The organism is Janthinobacterium sp. GW456P (assembly GCF_002127655.1).
Taxonomy (GTDB): Bacteria; Pseudomonadota; Gammaproteobacteria; order Burkholderiales; family Burkholderiaceae_D; genus Janthinobacterium.
On sequence record NZ_NEHB01000014.1, the window covers coordinates 1 to 18,392 of the forward strand.

Consider the following 18,392-nt stretch of genomic DNA (forward strand, 5'->3'; position numbering starts at 1 on the left):
GGGTGATAGCCCCGTATGTGAAATCGGACCGGTGGTACTAAGCGTACGACAAGTAGGGCGGGACACGTGACATCCTGTCTGAATATGGGGGGACCATCCTCCAAGGCTAAATACTCGTAATCGACCGATAGTGAACCAGTACCGTGAGGGAAAGGCGAAAAGAACCCCGGAAGGGGAGTGAAATAGATCCTGAAACCGTGTGCATACAAACAGTAGGAGCGGACTTGTTCCGTGACTGCGTACCTTTTGTATAATGGGTCAGCGACTTACATTCAGTGGCAAGGTTAACCAGATAGGGAAGCCGTAGAGAAATCGAGTCCGAATAGGGCGATCAGTCGCTGGGTGTAGACCCGAAACCAAGTGATCTACTCATGGCCAGGATGAAGGTGCGGTAACACGCCCTGGAGGTCCGAACCCACTAATGTTGAAAAATTAGGGGATGAGCTGTGGGTAGGGGTGAAAGGCTAAACAAACTTGGAAATAGCTGGTTCTCTCCGAAAACTATTTAGGTAGTGCCTCAAGTATCACCATCGGGGGTAGAGCACTGTTATGGCTAGGGGGTCATTGCGACTTACCAAACCATTGCAAACTCCGAATACCGATGAGTGCGAGCTTGGGAGACAGACGTCGGGTGCTAACGTCCGGCGTCAAGAGGGAAACAACCCAGACCGCCAGCTAAGGTCCCAAAGATTGGCTAAGTGGAAAACGAAGTGGGAAGGCTAAAACAGTCAGGATGTTGGCTTAGAAGCAGCCATCATTTAAAGAAAGCGTAATAGCTCACTGATCGAGTCGTCCTGCGCGGAAGATGTAACGGGGCTAAGCCAGTCACCGAAGCTGCGGATATCCGTAAGGATATGGTAGGAGAGCGTTCTGTAAGCCTGCGAAGGTGTCTTGTAAAGGATGCTGGAGGTATCAGAAGTGCGAATGCTGACATGAGTAGCGATAATGGGGGTGAAAAGCCTCCACGCCGTAAGCCCAAGGTTTCCTGTTCAACGTTCATCGGAGCAGGGTGAGTCGGCCCCTAAGGCGAGGCAGAGATGCGTAGCTGATGGGAAGCAGGTTAATATTCCTGCACCGTCGTATGATGCGATGGGGGGACGGATCGCGGAAGGTTGTCTGACTGTTGGAATAGTCAGTTTCTGTCTCATAGAAGGCGCTTAGGCAAATCCGGGCGCRGRATTCAAGGGGATGGGACGAGTGAACTTGTTCACGAAGCAATCGGAAGTGGTTCCAAGAAAAGCCTCTAAGCTTCAGTCATACGAGACCGTACCGCAAACCGACACAGGTGGGCGAGATGAGTATTCTAAGGCGCTTGAGAGAACTCGGGAGAAGGAACTCGGCAAATTGGTACCGTAACTTCGGGAAAAGGTACGCCCCGGTAGCTTGATTGGTTTACTCCATGAGGGTGAAAGGGTTGCAATAAACTGGTGGCTGCGACTGTTTAATAAAAACACAGCACTCTGCAAACACGAAAGTGGACGTATAGGGTGTGACGCCTGCCCGGTGCTGGAAGATTAAATGATGGGGTGCAAGCTCTTGATTGAAGTCCCAGTAAACGGCGGCCGTAACTATAACGGTCCTAAGGTAGCGAAATTCCTTGTCGGGTAAGTTCCGACCTGCACGAATGGCGTAACGATGGCCACACTGTCTCCTCCCGAGACTCAGCGAAGTTGAAATGTTTGTGATGATGCAATCTACCCGCGGCTAGACGGAAAGACCCCATGAACCTTTACTGTAGCTTTGCATTGGACTTTGAACCAATCTGTGTAGGATAGGTGGGAGGCTTTGAAGCGGGGACGCTAGTTCTCGTGGAGCCAACCTTGAAATACCACCCTGGTTTGTTTGAGGTTCTAACCTTGGTCCGTTATCCGGATCGGGGACAGTGCATGGTAGGCAGTTTGACTGGGGCGGTCTCCTCCTAAAGTGTAACGGAGGAGTTCGAAGGTACGCTAGATACGGTCGGACATCGTGTTGATAGTGCAATGGCATAAGCGTGCTTAACTGCGAGACTGACAAGTCGAGCAGGTACGAAAGTAGGACATAGTGATCCGGTGGTTCTGTATGGAAGGGCCATCGCTCAACGGATAAAAGGTACTCTGGGGATAACAGGCTGATTCCTCCCAAGAGTTCATATCGACGGGGGAGTTTGGCACCTCGATGTCGGCTCATCACATCCTGGGGCTGTAGCCGGTCCCAAGGGTATGGCTGTTCGCCATTTAAAGTGGTACGTGAGCTGGGTTTAAAACGTCGTGAGACAGTTTGGTCCCTATCTGCCGTGGGCGTTGGAAATTTGAAGGGGGCTGCTCCTAGTACGAGAGGACCGGAGTGGACGAACCTCTGGTGTACCGGTTGTCACGCCAGTGGCATTGCCGGGTAGCTAAGTTCGGAAGAGATAACCGCTGAAAGCATCTAAGCGGGAAACTTGCCTTGAGATGAGATTTCCCAGAGCCTTGAGCTCTTTGAAGGGTCGTTCGAGACCAGGACGTTGATAGGCTGGGTGTGGAAGTGCAGTAATGCATTAAGCTAACCAGTACTAATTGCCCGTACGGCTTGTCCCTATAACCTTAGCAGGTRCAGAGGATAAGACKGTACAACGTTGCRTGTGTGTTGATACTACCAGTCATTACCCCRATCTTTGCTTCTTCCAGATTCATGGCYTTGTCGYYCMACWGRRGACAARYGYCAGTACAAGTTATGCCTGATGACCATAGCAAGTTGGTCCCACCCCTTCCCATCCCGAACAGGACCGTGAAACAACTTTGCGCCGATGATAGTGCTGCAACCAGTGTGAAAGTAGGTTATCGTCAGGCTTGTTATTCGAAAAAACCCCCATCGGTGATCCGGTGGGGGTTTTTTTACGTCNGTTGGTCCCACCCCTTCCCATCCCGAACAGGACCGTGAAACAACTTTGCGCCGATGATAGTGCTGCAACCAGTGTGAAAGTAGGTTATCGTCAGGCTTGTTATTCGAAAAAACCCCCATCGGTGATCCGGTGGGGGTTTTTTTACGTCTGGCGCTTTGGCATGCTTCACCGCATACCGGCATAAAAAAAGGCAGCGCTACGCGCTGCCTTTCTTGCTTTCCGTTTATTGAGCGCCAACCACCGGCGTGGCGCCGCTCCTGGCCACCCACTCGATCAGTGCATCGACTGCCGCGCGGCCATTGCCGTTGCCTGCCAGGTCGCTATTGATCATGGCGACCACTACGCACTGTTGATTATTCGCATCGGGCACGTAGCCGGCGATGGCCACCACATTCTTTAATGTTCCCGTCTTGATGCGCGCCCGTGCAGCGGCCGGGCTGTTCAGCAGGCGCTTGCGCATGGTGCCGTCCAGTGCCACGATGGGCAGGCTGGACTGGAACTCGGGGGCCCACGGACTGTACTGCATCGCCTGCAAGACACCGGCCATTTGCGCTGGCGCAATGCGCCCCGTGCGCGACAAGCCGGAACCGTTGTCGACCAGCATGCCCTGGGTATCGATATGGTGCCGCTGAAACCATTCCTGGATCACTTGCCGTGCCCGGCTGGCCGTGTCTTCCGGTGCCGCCATGGCGACGGGGCGGCTGCCCAGCCAGCCATCGCTTTGCAGGCTGCCCAGGCTCAGGAACAGGGTGCGGGCCAAGGTATTGTCGGAGGTCTTGTTGATATCGCGCAAGACTTCCGGCAAGGCGCGCGCCACGTGGTCGGCCAGCATCCGCGTGCCGACCGGTTCGGCCGTCGGCGGCAAGCCTGTAAATGGCGCTTCGCGCACCGTGCCCGTGATGGTGCCACCCAGGCGTTTCCAGGTGGCGCGGAACAAGCGGTCCGCATAATCGTTGCGATCAAGTACATTGATGCTGGTCGCCTTGCTGCAATTTTGCGGGAAAGTGCCGTGCAGGATCACTTGCAGCTTGCCGCTCGCATCGCGCCGGTATTCGGGCGGGCGCCAGCCATCTTCCCACCTGGCGCAACTGCCCTTGATGAGTTTCATGTCGCTCGTGATGCTGACGTTCTCGAGCGCCGGCTGCATCAGGATGCTCAATTGCCGGTCCGTCGAGTTCATATTGATATCGAGCAAATTTGTGTTCAACAATAAGGCATCGGGGATGACGTTGTAGCGGAACTCGGCCGACTCGTCGAACGGTGGCGTGCCGATATCGGGCCGGGCCGGCTGAAACAGCTGACGGTCGAGGATCAGATCGCCCTTGATTTTCACGATGCCCTGGTTGCGCAGGGTTTGCAGCATATGCTCCAGCACGTCCGCGTTGAAATCCGTGTCGGCGCCGCCGCGCAGGATCAAGTCGCCCTTCAGCACGCCATTGATGACGTCGGCGCTGGTGCGCAGTTCCGTGCGGCCGCGGAAGATGGGGCCTAATTGTTCCAGGCCCACGGCCGTCGTCACCAGCTTCATGGTGGACGCGGGCTGCATGCTGCGCTCGGCCCCATGCGACAGCACGGTGGTGTTGCCGCGCAAGACGATGGCGCCCATGGCGTCTTCGGGGATATTCGCGCTGCGCAGCAGCAGGTTGACGGATTCGGGCAATTGCGCCTGCGCATTTGACAAGCCGATGCCAGCCAGCAAGGCGGCGATGAGGATGGGACGGAACATGGTGCTCCTTAGTGGAAAAAGACGTAGGCGACAAAGACGGCCGTGATCACGCCAGCCAGATCGGCGATCAGGCCGGCCGTGATGGCATAGCGCGTCTTGCGGATGCCGACGGAACCGAAATACAGGGCCACGATATAGAAGGTGGTGTCGGCCGAACCCTGGAAGACGCAGGCCAGGCGGCCGACAAACGAGTCGACGCCGTAGGTGTTCATGGCGTCGATCATCATGGCTTTCGAGCCGGAGCCGCTGAGCGGCTTCATCATGGCCGTCGGCAAGGCGGGCACGAAATCCGTATTGATGCCCAGGTTGGCGAAGAACCAGTTCATGCCACTCATCAGGAAATTGAACACGCCCGCGTTGCGGATCACGCTGATGGCCACCAGCATGCCGACCAGATAGGGAATCACGGTGATCGACGTCTGGATGCCGCCTTTCGCGCCCTCGATGAAGGCGTCGTACACGTTCACCTTCTTGCGCAGCGCGCCGATGATGAAGATGGCGATGACGCTGATCAACACCAGATTGCTGACCACTTTCGAGACCAGCTCGATTTCCTGTTTCGTCAGGTATTGCGTGAAGTACCAGATCATGGCGACGATGGCGCTCGTCATGCCGCCCATCCAGCCCAGCACGACTCTGTTGAGCAAGTTGATGCGCTGCTTGATGGAGACCGTGATGATGCCGACCATGGTGGCGACATAGGTGGCGATCATGCACGGGATAAAGATGTCGGACGGGTCGGCCGCGCCGAGGATCGAGCGCTGCGCCATGATGGCCAGTGGAATCAGGGTCAGGCCCGAAGTGTGCAGCACCAAAAACATGATTTGCGCATTCGTCGCCTCTTCCTTGTTCGGGTTCAAGGTTTGCAGGCTTTCCATGGCCTTCAAACCGAACGGCGTGGCCGCATTGTCCAGGCCCAGCAGGTTGGCCGAGAAATTCATCACCATGTGGCCGGTCGCCGGATGGTCTTTCGGAATTTCCGGGAAGATGCGCGAAAAGAACGGGGCGATGACTTTCGCCAGCCAGCCGACGATGCCCGCCTTTTCACCGATGTTCATGATGCCGAGCCACAAGGTCATCACGCCTGCCAGCGGCAGGGCGATGTCCATCACGCCCATGCGCGCCGTTTCGAAGGTGCCGTCGATGATGCGCTTGAAGATATCGGTATCGCCGAGAAACAGCCACTGCAGCACTGCGGCCAGGAAGCCAACGAGGAAAAAGCCGGACCAGATGTAATTAAGTGCCATATGCGATCAGTTCTGTATTTCGGGGAGGTGAAAGGTGCTGCAAACAAAGTATAGAGGCAGCCCGATACGAGTTGATGAAAGAATGCAGCAATCGCATGCCAAAAAGTTATAAGCTGGCAGCCTGTTTTCATTGGCGCCCCGTAGCTTGCCCGCGTAGTGTGGGGGATGCCTGTCGCTTATCGCTGTTCGTTACCCTTGTCTGCACTGGACCACTGATGATGTTTTTACGCAAAACCGCCTGCGCCGCCGGCCTGGCCCTGTTGACGCTATTTACCGTGCCCGCCGATGCCGCCACCGATGCCCGCGCGAACAAGACCCTGCATTTGTTTTTGAGCACCAGCGAGACGGGCCTGGACCCGGCCGTGGCCTCGGACCTGGCCAGCCTGAATTTGATGGAAAACATTTTTGACCCGCTGCTGCGCTATGACTACCTGGCGCGCCCGGTGCAACTGCAGGGCAACACGGCGCGCGGGATGCCGACCGTGGAAGACGACGGCCGCACGTATATTTTTCACTTGCAGCCCGGCATTTTCTTCACCCCCGATCCCTCTTTCAAAGGCCAGCCGCGCGAAGTGACGGCGCAGGATTATGTGTACAGCCTGACGCGGCTGTATGACCCCAGCCTGAAGTCGCCGTGGTTGTTCTTGCTGGAAGATAAGCTGGTGGGCGACGCGGCCCTGAAAAGCAAATTCAGCTACGACACGCCGATCGCCGGCCTGCAGGCGCTGGACAAATACACCTTGCGCATCCGCTTGAATGGCGTCGATCCGAACTTCCTGTTTTACCTGGCCATGCCGGCGACCGCCGTGGTGGCGCGCGAAGTGGCGGAGGCGTACCCGGCGGCAGGGCAGATCGGCAACCATCCCGTGGGCACGGGACCCTTCCTCGTGAAGGAGTGGAAGCGCAGCGACAAGATCGTGCTGCAAGCCAATCCGACTTTCCGTGCCACCGTGTTCCATACACAGGTCAAGGCGCTGGCCGCCTTGCCGCCGGACGCGCGCGCCATCGCCGCCGCGCTGGAAGGCAAGCAATTACCGCTGGTCGAGCGCATCGAAGTGCGCATCGTCGAGGAATATCAATCGCGCATGCTGGGTTTTCTGAAAGGCGAATTCGATTACCTGGAGCAAGTGCCCGAATCGATGACGGACATGGTGCTGGAAAACGACGCCTTGAAACCGGCGCTGGCCGCCAAGGGCTTGCAACTGACGCGCTTTCCCGTGCTGCAGACGTATTACATGTGGATGAACATGGACGACCCCGTGCTGGGCGGCACGAGCAAGGACAAGCTGGCCCTGCGGCGCGCCATCGCCCTCAGCTACAACAGCCGCGAAGACATCGCGTTATTAAAAAAGGGGCTGGCCTTGCCGGCGCAATCGCCGCTGCCGCCCAACATGCTCGGTTACGACAAGCATTACCGCAGCCCCGTCGGCTACGATCCGGCGCTGGCGCGCGCCCTGCTGGACCGCTTCGGCTACAAGGCGGGGGCCGACGGTTTCCGCGCGCAGCCGGACGGCACGCCCTTGCTGCTCACCATGCATACGGAGCCGAGCACGGTAGGACGGCTGCGCGATGAATTGTGGCGCCGCAACCTGAACGCCATCGGCCTGCGCGTGGAATTCAAGAGCGACAAGAAGACGGAAATCATCAAGGCGTCGCGCCTGGGCAAGGTGCAGATGTTCGAGACCAACTGGATCGCCGACTTCCCCGATGGCGATAACTTTATGCAATTGTTGTACGGTGGCAACGTTGGCCGCGCCAACTATGCCCGCTTCAACTTGCCCGATTACAATAAACGCTATGAGGAGGCGCGCCTGCTATCCGATACGCCGCGCCGACGCAGTCTGTACTTCGACCTGTTTCAGCTGATCCACGCTTACACGCCGTGGGTGCTGCTGACGCATCCCATCTCTGCCGACCTGCAACAACCGTGGCTAAAAAACTACAGGCGCCACCCCGTGGAATTCACGTCCTGGCGCTATCTGGACGTGGATAAAACCAGGGCTGGCCCCGCAGGCAAGTGACCCTGTCGCTGAAAAGGGCATTCATTCCAAAAAGTTATGGTTAGGAAAGCATTTTTCATTGGCTGGGCCCGGATGCATCGCGCTACTCTGAAAATGAAAACAAATAAAGTAAAGCGCTGGCGTCATAAAAAAATGTACCGCGAGACAGACGCCGCGACCTTACAAAACAGCCTGGACTTGAGAACTCAAGTTTCGATTGCCCAACAAGGAGAGACCAGTGAAATTGAAGAAACTAGCGCAGTTGGTGGCATTGATGGGGGTGGTGGGGCCGGTGATGGCACAGGAAGCGGCGGCGCCGGCGATGCAACGGGTCGAAGTAACGGGCAGCAGCATCAAGCGCGTGGCCAAGGAAGGCGCGCTGCCGGTGCAAGTCATCAGCTTTGACCAGATCGAAAAACAGGGCATCACGACGACCGAGCAACTGGTGCGCACCCTGTCGGCGAATGGCACGGGCGCCGATAACATGACGTCGGGTAATAACGTGTTTGGCGCCGATGCCGACCGGGTCAGCGGTGGCGCCTCGTTCGCCTCGCTGCGCGGCCTGGGACCGTCGAGCACTCTGGTGCTGTTGAATGGCCGCCGCATCGCCACGCACGGCGCCAGCGGCAAGTCGGTCGACCTGAACTCGATACCGCTGGGTGCAATCTCTCGCGTGGAAATTCTCAAGGATGGCGCTTCGGCCATCTACGGCACGGACGCCATCGGCGGCGTGATCAATTTCATTCTGAAAACCAATTACAGCGGCGTGGAAGCGTCCGTCTCCACGAATGACACGCAGGCCGGCGGCGGCGCCACGCGCCGCGCTTCCCTGCTGGCAGGCACGGGCTCGCTGGAGTCGGACCGCTACAACATCATGGCCAGCCTGACGGTTGATAAAGCGCAACAGCTCAATGGCCGCGACCGTTCCTTCGTCAACGGTTTCCAGCCGGGCCGCGGCCTGTCGCCCGATACCACGGGCACGCCGTTTGCCAACCAGATGGGGGGAGCCGGGACGGCGCTGGGTGCCTCGTTCCAGCTGCCTGGCGATGCAAACAAATACCTGCAAGCCAATCCGCTGAGCTTCCAGGGCAAATGCGACACCATCGCCGGCATGTCGCAATACCAGACGGAGCTATGGAAAGACGTGACCTCGCCGCTGCGCACCAGATATTCGTGTGCGTACGACTATGGCGCCGATTACGTGCTGCAATTTCCCGTCGAACGGGCCAATCTGTTGTCGCGCGGCACGTTCCAGCTGGCGCCCGACCACCGCATGTTTGTCGAAGTGCTCGGTTCGCGCACCAAGGCGACAGCTATCCTGACGCCGATGCAGGTGCAGGCGACGGTCGCCAACAAGAATCTGTACCCGGTGGGCGGCGCGTATTACCAGGATCTGTCGGCCTACATCCCGTCGTTCGACAACACCAAGCCGATTTCCTACAAATGGCGCGCCAATGACGTGGGCAACCGCACGCAGGAAAACACCACCGACAATGCGCGCGTGCTGGTGGGATTTGAGGGCAACTTCGGCAAGTGGGATTACAAGGCCGGCATTTCGCGCGCCGAAAGCAGCACCAAGACCAAGCTGACGGATGGCTATTCCTACACGGACAAGCTGTACGCGGCCCTGGCGACGGGCATCATCAACCCGTGGGTGGGCGCCGGCCAGAGCCAGACGGAAGCGGCCAGGCAATTGATCGAATCGACCAAGTTCCGTGGCGACTTCCAGCACGGCAAGACGACCCTGACGCAGATCGACGGTTCCGTTTCGGGCGAACTGTTCCAGCTGCCGGCCGGTGCGCTGGCCATGGCGGCCGGCTTCGACTTGCGCCGCGAAGGTTACAGTTTCGCGCAAGACGTCGATGCCACGCAGATTTTGCTGTCGCCAGGCAATGCCGCACTCAAAGATGCCAGCCGTACCGTCAAGGCCGTATATGCGGAACTGCTGGTGCCGGTCACGAAAGACCTGGAAATGCAGCTGGCCATCCGCCGCGACGATTACAGCCTGGTGGGCGCGACGACGAATCCGAAAGTGGCCTTCCGCTACCAGCCGGCCGACTTCCTGCTGTTCCGCGGTTCGGCCAGCAAGGGTTTCCTCGCGCCGAGCTTCCAGCAGCTGTATTCCGGTTCGCTGAGCCAGGAATTGCCGAACGGCGTGGTCGACCAGGAAGGCTGCGCCAAGCATCCGGGCGTGCCCGAGTATTGCTCCATCGACCGCCTCGACTACAAGACGGGCGGCAACACGAATTTGAAGCCGGAAACGTCGAAGCAGGGCAGCGTCGGTTTTGTCATCGAACCGTTCAAGGGCTATTCGGCCTCGTTCGACTACTGGGCCATCAACACCAAGGACCGCATCCTGAACCGCACGCCGCAAATCGTGCTGGCCAATTACCAGGCGCTGAACCAGTACATCCACCGCAATCCGGACGGCACCATCGAGTACGTGCAGGCGGGCTGGATCAATGCGGCAGGCAGCCGCGTGCGCGGCCTCGACGTGGGCTTGCGCGGCGAAGGCAAGGTCAATGACGCGAAATGGACGGCGACCCTGGATGGCACGTATATGGACAGCTTCAAGTTTGCCGAATATCAAGGCCAGGAATACCAGGAACTGGTCGGCAAGTTCTATACGCGTGACCTGTATTTGCGCTGGAAACATAACGCCAGCTTTGGCGTATCGCGCGGCGACTGGAGCGGCTTGCTGATCCAGAGTTTTTCGTCGGGCTACAAGGACCAGTTGCCGAATGGCGGCAAGGGCGCGCCGCCACCGGGCTTCAAGCCGGACGTGTCCAGCTACACCACGTATAACCTGTCGGGCACCTACACGGGCTTCAAAAATACCACCATCACCGTGGGTATCCAGAACTTGTTCGACCGCGATCCACCGTTCACCGCGCACAACGTGGATGAAGTGGTGGGCGCCGGCTGGGACCCGCGCGTGGCCGACCCGCGCGGCCGTTCGCTGTCGTTCCAGCTGAAGTACAAGTTCATGTAAGGCGGTCATGCCGGCGGCGATCCCGTCGGCATGCTAACCTCGTGCGGCGGCGCCTGGCGTCGCCGTTTTTATTCCAGGAAAGGGCCGCATGTCCAGTCAGACCAATCTCAGCCGGCGCCGCTTCGGCGGCTTGCTGGCCGCCACCGTGGGGGCGGCAGGCACACCGGCGTGGGCGGCGGCCGCGCAAGGGAAGGACAAACGCATGCAACAGCACCACGCATTGATCAAACCGGCGCGCCTGCGCGACGGCGACCTGGTGGCCATCATCGCGCCGGGCGGTTTCACGGATGAAGAGGCCATCGCCAAGGCCCAGCGCAATATCGAATCGCTGGGCTTGCGCGTCAGCCTGGGCGCGAATATCCGCGCCGTGCACGGCAACTATGCGGGCACGGTGCAGCAGCGCCTCGACGATCTGCACGCGGCGTTCGCCGATCCCGAGGTCAAGGCGATCTGGGCCATTCGTGGCGGCTCCGGCTGCATTTCGCTGCTGGCGCTGCTCGACTACGCCTTGATCCGGCGCAATCCGAAAGTGCTGATCGGCTATTCCGATATCACGGCCCTGCACCTGGCCATCGCCAGCCAGACGGGCCTGGTGACCTTCCACGGACCCGTGGCCTCGTCCACGTTTTCCGATTACACGGTGACGCAGCTGCGCAATGTACTGATGACGCCGCAAGACAGCTACACGATCCCGATGGCGCTGGACAACCATCGCCGTGCGCAGACGCAGCCGAACTTCGCCATCCGCACCGTGCATGGCGGCCAGGCGACGGGACGCTTGACGGGCGGCAATCTGTGCCTGGTCAGCGCGCTGGCCGGCACGCCGTATGCGGCCGATTTCCGCGAACGCATCTTGTTCCTGGAAGAAATCAATGAAGTGCCGTACCGCATCGACCGCATGCTGTGCCAGCTCGACCTGTCCGTCGGTTTCAAGCACGCGGCGGCCTTGATGCTGGGCATCTTCGAGCATTGCGAGGCGGCCGAGGGCGATACGGCGCTGACCCTCGATGCCACCCTGGACCAGCATTTGCAGCCCTTGCGCGTGCCGGCCGTCAGCGGCTATTCGTTCGGCCACATCCGCCACCAGTTCACGCTACCGATGGGCATCTTGGCGACCCTGGATGCGGACCGGCAAACCTTGACCTTGCTGGAGCCAGCCGTCTGCTAGCGTACGGTGCAGCGGGGCGATTGTCAGTATGCTAGTGTGATAAGGCGTGGCACGAGGCCGCGCCGCCTTTCTCACCGCACACGACATGATCAACCGCCACGCCAGTACCTACATCCTCAGCCACCCGCTGGCCTTCGTGCTGCAGGTATTGAAGGGCTTTCGCGCCAACCAGGGCTTGCTGCTGGCGGGCGCCGTCGCGTATTACTCGCTGCTGTCCATCGTGCCCCTGCTGATGCTGGTGGTGGTGGCCCTGTCGCACGTGATCGCGCAGGACGAATTGCTGCAAACAATCGGCCATTACCTGGAATGGCTGGTGCCGGGCCAGTCGAAAGCCATCGTGGCGGAAGTGGCGCATTTCCTCAACAACCGGGGCGTGATCGGCTGGCTGCTGCTGCTGACCATGCTGTTTTTCAGCTCCCTGGCGTTTACCGTGCTGGAAAACGCCATGAGCGTGATCTTTATCCACCGCGTCGCCATCCGCCGCCGCCATTTCCTCATTTCCGCGGTGCTGCCGTACTGCTACATCCTGTGCCTGGGCGTGGGCATTTTGCTCATCACCCTGGTGGCGGGCAGCTTGCAGGTGATGGGCGAGGAAAGCGTGCGCTTCCTGCGCCACGACTGGGGCCTGGAAGGGGTGTCGGGCGTGTTGCTGTACTTGCTGGGGCTGGCGGGCGAAATCCTCGTGCTGAGCTCGATCTACCTGGTCATGCCCGTGGGGCGATTATCGATCACGCATGCGCTGATCGGCGGCGTGACGGCGGCCCTGCTGTGGGAAATCGCCCGCCATGTACTGGTCTGGTATTTTTCCACCCTGTCGCAGGTCAACGTCGTGTATGGCTCGATGACGACAGCCATCGTCGTCATGTTCAGCCTGGAAATCGGCGCCACCTTGCTGCTCTTGGGCGCGCAAGTGATTTCCGAATACGAAAGAGTGGCGCGTGGCGGCGAAGAAGACAAGCCACTGGCGCTAAGGACTTGATTTAAAGTATGGTTTGAATTCGTTGTTGCACTGCACAAAAGCCTGTGCTATACTGCGTTCAGTGATTGAGATTTGCTTGCAAATAGTCTCACTATCCAGGCTCAGCGCGGCGACCGGCAGGTGTAATGTCGATGGCGTGACAGTGCGAAAGCGTGGATTTTGTAATTCCGGATACGTTGGTCGATTTTACACTTGGAGTCACCATGCAGATAGCATGGGAGTCCGAAAATCAGGAGGCACTTTGCAGATAGCACTGGCGTCCATGACACGATTAAAGCATTGGTAATACATTGGAACGAAGCCTGCATATGTGCAGGCTTTTTTTTCGTCTGGTGGACGCATTTATAAACCTACTGCGCAGCCTGCTATTGAATCGGCGTTACTCGCCGTACCGAAGTACGGCTGCGTTACTCAATCCGATATCAGGCTTGCTCGCGACGGTTTCTAAAAGCGCCGGGACTTTTACTGCTTTTTATAAAGCCCTGGCGATGAGTATCTTCTGGATATCGCTGGTGCCCTCGTAAATCTGGCACACGCGCACGTCGCGGTAGATGCGCTCGACGGGGAAATCGGACACATAACCGTAGCCGCCGTGCACCTGGATGGCGTCGGAGCACACTTTTTCCGCCATTTCCGACGCAAACAGCTTGGCCATGGCCGCTTCCTTCAAACACGGCAAGCCCGCATCCTTCATCGACGCCGCATGGCGGATCAGCTGGCGCGCCGCTTCAATCTGCGTCGCCATGTCCGCCAGGCGGAATTGCACGGCCTGGTGTTCATAGATGGGTTTGCCGAAACTCTCGCGTTCGCGCGCATAGCTCAAGGCCGCTTCGTACGCGGCGCGCGCCATGCCCACCGCTTGCGAGGCGATGCCGATGCGCCCGCCTTCCAGGCCGGACAGGGCGATCTTGTAGCCTTGGCCCTCTTCGCCTATTAAATTTTCCGCAGGGATGCGGCAGTTCTCGAACAGGATTTGCGCCGTGTCCGATGAATGCTGGCCCATCTTCTGTTCCAGTCCCGCCACGATGTAGCCCGGCGTGTTCGTCGGCACCCAGAAGGCGCTGATGCCGCGCTTGCCGGCCGCCTTGTCGGTGACGGCCATGACGATGGCCACGTCCGCATACTTGCCGCTGGTAATGAACTGCTTCGTGCCGTTGAGCACATAGTCATTACCGTCGCGCGTGGCCGTCGTGCGCAGGGCCGAGGCGTCGCTGCCCGTGTGCGGTTCCGTCAGGCAAAACGCCCCGAGCATCGTGCCTTGCGCCAGCGGACGCAGCCATTGTTCCTTCTGTGCATCATTGGCGTACATCATGGCGATGCTGCACACGGGGCAATTGTTGACGGAGATGATGGTCGAGGTGCCGCCATCGCCGGCGGCGATTTCTTCGAGCACCAGGGCCAACGATACGTAGTCGAGGCCGGCGCCACCGAGCGCTTCCGGCACGGCCACGCCAAAGGCGCCCAGCGCGGCCAGTTCCTGCAATTCTTCTTTCGGGAAATGATGTTCCTTGTCCCAGCGGGCCGCATTGGGCGCCAGGCGCTCGCGCGAAAAGCTGCGCAGCGCCTCCTGAATCATGGTCTGTTCTTCATTGAGTATCATGGGACGTCGTCTCGTTTGTTTTTATGGTGTGTAGGGAACTACCAGCCGATGGGCTTGCCGTCGTAGTTGCGAAACACGGCTTTGTCCGTGGCCGGCAGGCTGGCCAAGGTGGCGCGGATGCCGGCGGCACTTTCCTCGGGCGAAATATCGGCGCCGGCGCCGCCCATGTCCGTGCGTACCCAGCCCGGGTGGAACGCCACGCAGCTGACGCCTTGCGGACCATGCACGAGGCTGGTATCGATCAGCACGGAATTCAAGGCCGCCTTGCTGGCGCGGTACAGCGAACCGCTGGGGTTGCCCCGTTCGCTCAGGGAACCCATGTGCGAGGACAGCACGGCCAGCTTGCCCTTGGCATTGGCCACCAGCGGCGCCAATATCGGCAGCAGGCGCATGGCCGCCAGCACGTTGGTGTGCATGACGAGGTCGAAATCGGCTTGCGCAGGGAAACCGTCGTGGCGGGGGCCGTACACGCCCGCGTTGAGGATGGCCACGTCGAGCTTTTCATCGTCGAGCTTCCAGCCCAGGCCGGCACAGCCTTCCACATCCGTCACGTCGAGCTGGTGCGCTTCCGCGCCCAGTTGCTTGAGGGCCTCGCAAGCGTCCGGCGTACGCGCCGTGGCGATCACTCGCCAGCCATCGTGGCGGTATTGACGGACGATTTCGTGGCCGATGCCGCGCGAGGCGCCGATGATCAATGCGGTAGGCATATGTTTTCTCCCTGAAAATAAAATGAAAGGCGCGCACCGTGGTGCGCGCCCGTGCTCGGGAAGAGCTTATACCAGTTCGATCGCCATCGCCGTCGCTTCGCCGCCGCCGATGCACAGGGCAGCCACGCCGCGCTTGCCGCCGGTTTTCTTCAGGGCGCCCAGCAGGGTGACGATGATGCGCGCGCCCGAGGCGCCGATCGGGTGGCCCAGCGCGCACGCGCCGCCGTGGATGTTGATCTTGCTATGCGGAATATCGAGATCGTGCATGGCGGCCATCGGCACGGCCGCGAAGGCTTCATTGATCTCGAACAAGTCCACGTTGCTGCTGCTCCAGCCCGTCTTGGCGTAGAGTTTTTTCACCGCGCCGATGGGGGCCGTGGTGAACTCGTTCGGCGCCTGCGCATGCGTGGCGTGGCCGTGGATTTTCGCGATGACGGTGCAGCCCAGCTTTTTCGCCGTCGATTCGCGCATCAGCACCAGGGCGGCCGCGCCATCGTTGATCGACGAAGATGAGGCGGCCGTGATGGTGCCATCCTTCTTGAATGCCGCCTTCAGGGTCGGGATTTTTTCCAGGCGGGCTTTTTGCGGGCCTTCATCGATGCTGACGACGGTGTCACCGCCGCGGCCGGAAACGGTGACTGGTACGATTTCCCATGCAAAACTGCCATCCTTGGTGGCCGCTTGCGCGCGTTTCACGGATTCGATGGCAAATGCATCCTGCGCTTCGCGCGTGAACTGGTACTGGCTGGCGCACTCTTCGGCAAACGTGCCCATCGAGCGCGCATTGCCCTTTTCATCGCGGCTGTAGGCGTCTTCCAGGCCATCCATCATCATGTGGTCATAGATCATGCCGTGGCCGATGCGGTAGCCGCCGCGCGCCTTCGGCACGAGATAGGGGGCGTTGGTCATCGATTCCATGCCGCCCGCCACCACCACGTCGGCGCTGCCGGCGAGCAAGGTGTCGTGTGCGAACATGGTCGTCTGCATGGCCGAGCCGCACATTTTCGACAGGGTCACGGCGCCGGTAGAGTCCGGCAAGCCCGCCTTGCGCAAGGCCTGGCGCGCGGGCGCCTGGCCCTGGCCTGCCATCAGGCAATTGCCGAAAAACACATGTTCAACGGCATCGGGCGCCACGCCGGCCCGCTCGACGGCGGCGCGGATGGCCACGGCGCCCAGGTCGCTGGCGGTCACGTTGGCAAAATCGCCCTGGAAGGCGCCCATGGGGGTGCGCGCGGCACCGACGATTACGACTGGATCATTCATGTTGGATCTCCGGTTGAGGGTAGGGATGGTGACTGCATACAAAAACGCAGGTGCTGCGGATACGGGAAGACGTCCTCGATATGGCCGTCTTCGATGCGCTGCTTGCGCGCCTGCCAGTATTGCGCCGTCAGCAGGTCGGCATGGTGCTGCATGAAATAGCTGCGGATGCGGGGATTGCCCAGCAGGAAGGTCCCGAATTGCTCGGGAAACACATCGTGCTTGCCGATGGGATACCAAGGTTCGGCCGACATTTCTTCCTCCTCCGTGCGGGCTTGCGGGATGACGCGGAACTGGCAATCGGTGATGTACTCGATTTCATCGTAATCGTAAAATACGACACGCTGATGACGGGTTACGCCAAAGTTTTTATACAGCATGTCGCCAGGGAAAATATTTGCCGCCACCAATTCCTTGATGGCGTTGCCGTATTCGACGATGGCGTGTTCCACCAAGTCGTCGCGGCCTTCTTTCTCGGCATTGCTCAGCCACATGTTCAGCGGCACCATGCGCCGCTCGATGTACAGGTGGCGGATGATGATCTGCTCCCGGTCCTCTTCGACCAGCGAGGGGGCGAACTGTTTCAGTTCGGCCAGCAGTTCCGTGGAAAAACGGTCGCGGGGAAAGGCCACGTTGGAATACTCGAGCGTGTCGGCCATGCGGCCCACGCGGTCGTGGTGCTTCACCAGCAAATACTTTTGCTGGACTTGCGCGCGCGTGGTTTCCTTGGGCGGCGGAAAAAAATCCTTGATCACCTTGAAGACATATGGAAACGACGGCAGGGCAAACACCAGCATGACCAGGCCGCGGATGCCGGGCGCGCTCTCGAAATGATCCGACGAGTGTTTCAGGTGCTGCAGGTAGTCGCGGTAAAACAAGGTCTTGCCCTGCTTTTGCAAGCCCAGTATCGTATAAATCTCACTGCGAGGCTTGCGCGGGAGCAAACTTCGGAGAAATTGTACATAGGCCGACGGCACTTCCATATCGACCAGGAAATACGCGCGCGTAAACGAAAACAGCACGGCGATCTGCTGCTGCTCGAACAGCACCGTGTCGAGCACCAGCTTGCCGTGGCGGTTGTGCAGGATGGGCACGACGAACGGGTATTCGCGGTTGCCGTTGATGGCCTTGCCGACCAGGTAGGCGCCCTTGTTGCGGTAGAACAAACCGGTCAAGACCTGGAGCTGGTGGTTCGGCTCCAGCCGGTCGCCGCCGAACAGCTGCCGCAGGCGCGCTTCCACCTGGGCCACGTCGCGCTCGAGGTTGGCAAATGCGCAGTCCAGCTGGAAGTTGTTCACCATGCGCTGCAAGGTGTGGCGCAAGCCATCCTTGCCCGGATAGTACACGCGGTAAGTAGGAGCGGGGTCTTGCGTTTCGATGTACTCCGTGGAAACGACGGGGCGCACGAAAATATAGTCGTTATTGAAATAGGTGCGGTGCAGGATGTTGCAGCAGACGGAATTGAAGAAGGTTTCCGCCAGTTCCGGCTGCTTGTGTTCCGTCAGCATGCCGATGTAGTGCAGCTTGAGTTCGCGCCACACTTCGTCGGTCAACTCCGACTCTTCGTACTCATCTTCGAGCATCTGCACGCATTCCTGCACGCGCTTGTCATAAAAGTCGATGCGTTCGCGGGCCGCCGTTTGCGCCGCGGCCCAGGCGCCTTGCTCGAAATACCGCTTGGCTTGCTGGCTCGTTTCGCGGAACAGGCGGTAATGCTTGTCGAAGCCGAGCAAGATGGTGCGCGCGATATCGAATGCAATCTGGGAAGAAAGCAATTTGGGGAAGGCAATGTGCGTCATATCTGTGCTCGCATGAATGGCTCATCACCCAGTCGATTGCCGCGCGCCCGT

General features: G+C 59.4%; 10 protein-coding genes and 2 rRNA genes. 6 read left to right on the top strand and 6 right to left on the bottom strand.

From position 1 onward, the window contains the following. Window positions 1-2,558: ribosomal RNA gene (locus CBW66_RS15005) — 23S ribosomal RNA — on the top strand; the annotation flags it as partial. Window positions 2,559-2,697: 139 nt separating this feature from the next. Beyond that, a 5S ribosomal RNA gene (rrf, locus tag CBW66_RS15010) occupies window positions 2,698-2,810 on the top strand. Between the two features lie 276 nt (window positions 2,811-3,086). Here rrf and dacB read toward each other — a convergent pair. Both dacB and CBW66_RS15020 read right to left on the bottom strand, forming a co-directional pair. Further along, on the bottom strand, window positions 3,087-4,589 hold the full coding sequence (dacB, locus tag CBW66_RS15015; RefSeq protein ID WP_086137440.1) for a D-alanyl-D-alanine carboxypeptidase/D-alanyl-D-alanine-endopeptidase: 1,503 nt from the start codon (window positions 4,587-4,589) through the stop codon (window positions 3,087-3,089). Between the two features lie 8 nt (window positions 4,590-4,597). After that, window positions 4,598-5,836, bottom strand: a complete 1,239-nt coding sequence (locus CBW66_RS15020) for a nucleoside recognition domain-containing protein (RefSeq protein WP_034753725.1) — start codon at window positions 5,834-5,836, stop codon at window positions 4,598-4,600. Window positions 5,837-6,051: 215 nt separating this feature from the next. Between CBW66_RS15020 and CBW66_RS15025 the strand changes: the two genes are divergently transcribed. The 4 genes from CBW66_RS15025 to CBW66_RS15040 all read left to right on the top strand — a co-directional run bounded on the left by CBW66_RS15025 (window position 6,052) and on the right by CBW66_RS15040 (window position 12,975). After that, on the top strand, window positions 6,052-7,857 hold the full coding sequence (locus tag CBW66_RS15025) for an ABC transporter substrate-binding protein (protein ID WP_170932889.1): 1,806 nt from the start codon (window positions 6,052-6,054) through the stop codon (window positions 7,855-7,857). Window positions 7,858-8,074: 217 nt separating this feature from the next. After that, window positions 8,075-10,828 carry a TonB-dependent receptor gene (locus tag CBW66_RS15030; protein ID WP_230492325.1) on the top strand — a complete coding sequence of 918 codons (2,754 nt, stop codon included), beginning with the start codon at window positions 8,075-8,077 and terminating at the stop codon, window positions 10,826-10,828. 88 nt (window positions 10,829-10,916) lie between these two features. Continuing rightward, window positions 10,917-11,996: an LD-carboxypeptidase gene (locus CBW66_RS15035; RefSeq protein ID WP_086137441.1), complete on the top strand. Its 1,080-nt coding sequence runs from the start codon at window positions 10,917-10,919 to the stop codon at window positions 11,994-11,996. A gap of 85 nt (window positions 11,997-12,081) precedes the next feature. Next, complete coding sequence (locus CBW66_RS15040; protein ID WP_086137442.1) at window positions 12,082-12,975, top strand: YihY/virulence factor BrkB family protein; 894 nt, start codon at window positions 12,082-12,084, stop codon at window positions 12,973-12,975. A gap of 472 nt (window positions 12,976-13,447) precedes the next feature. Here CBW66_RS15040 and CBW66_RS15045 read toward each other — a convergent pair whose 3' ends face one another. From CBW66_RS15045 to aceK, 4 genes are all read right to left on the bottom strand, one after another. Further along, window positions 13,448-14,575 (bottom strand): acyl-CoA dehydrogenase family protein, encoded by a 1,128-nt coding sequence (locus CBW66_RS15045; RefSeq protein WP_086137443.1) that lies wholly within the window; start codon window positions 14,573-14,575, stop codon window positions 13,448-13,450. A 38-nt stretch (window positions 14,576-14,613) separates the two neighbouring features. After that, a complete protein-coding gene (locus CBW66_RS15050) occupies window positions 14,614-15,282 on the bottom strand; it encodes an SDR family oxidoreductase (protein WP_070313415.1) in 669 nt (222 codons plus the stop codon). A gap of 66 nt (window positions 15,283-15,348) precedes the next feature. Continuing rightward, entirely contained in the window at window positions 15,349-16,545 is a 1,197-nt protein-coding gene (locus CBW66_RS15055) for an acetyl-CoA C-acyltransferase (RefSeq protein ID WP_086137444.1), read from the bottom strand. Next, complete coding sequence (gene aceK, locus CBW66_RS15060; RefSeq protein WP_086137445.1) at window positions 16,542-18,341, bottom strand: bifunctional isocitrate dehydrogenase kinase/phosphatase; 1,800 nt, start codon at window positions 18,339-18,341, stop codon at window positions 16,542-16,544. Before aceK ends, CBW66_RS15055 begins: the two co-directional genes overlap by 4 nt. Window positions 18,342-18,392: the final 51 nt, after the last annotated feature.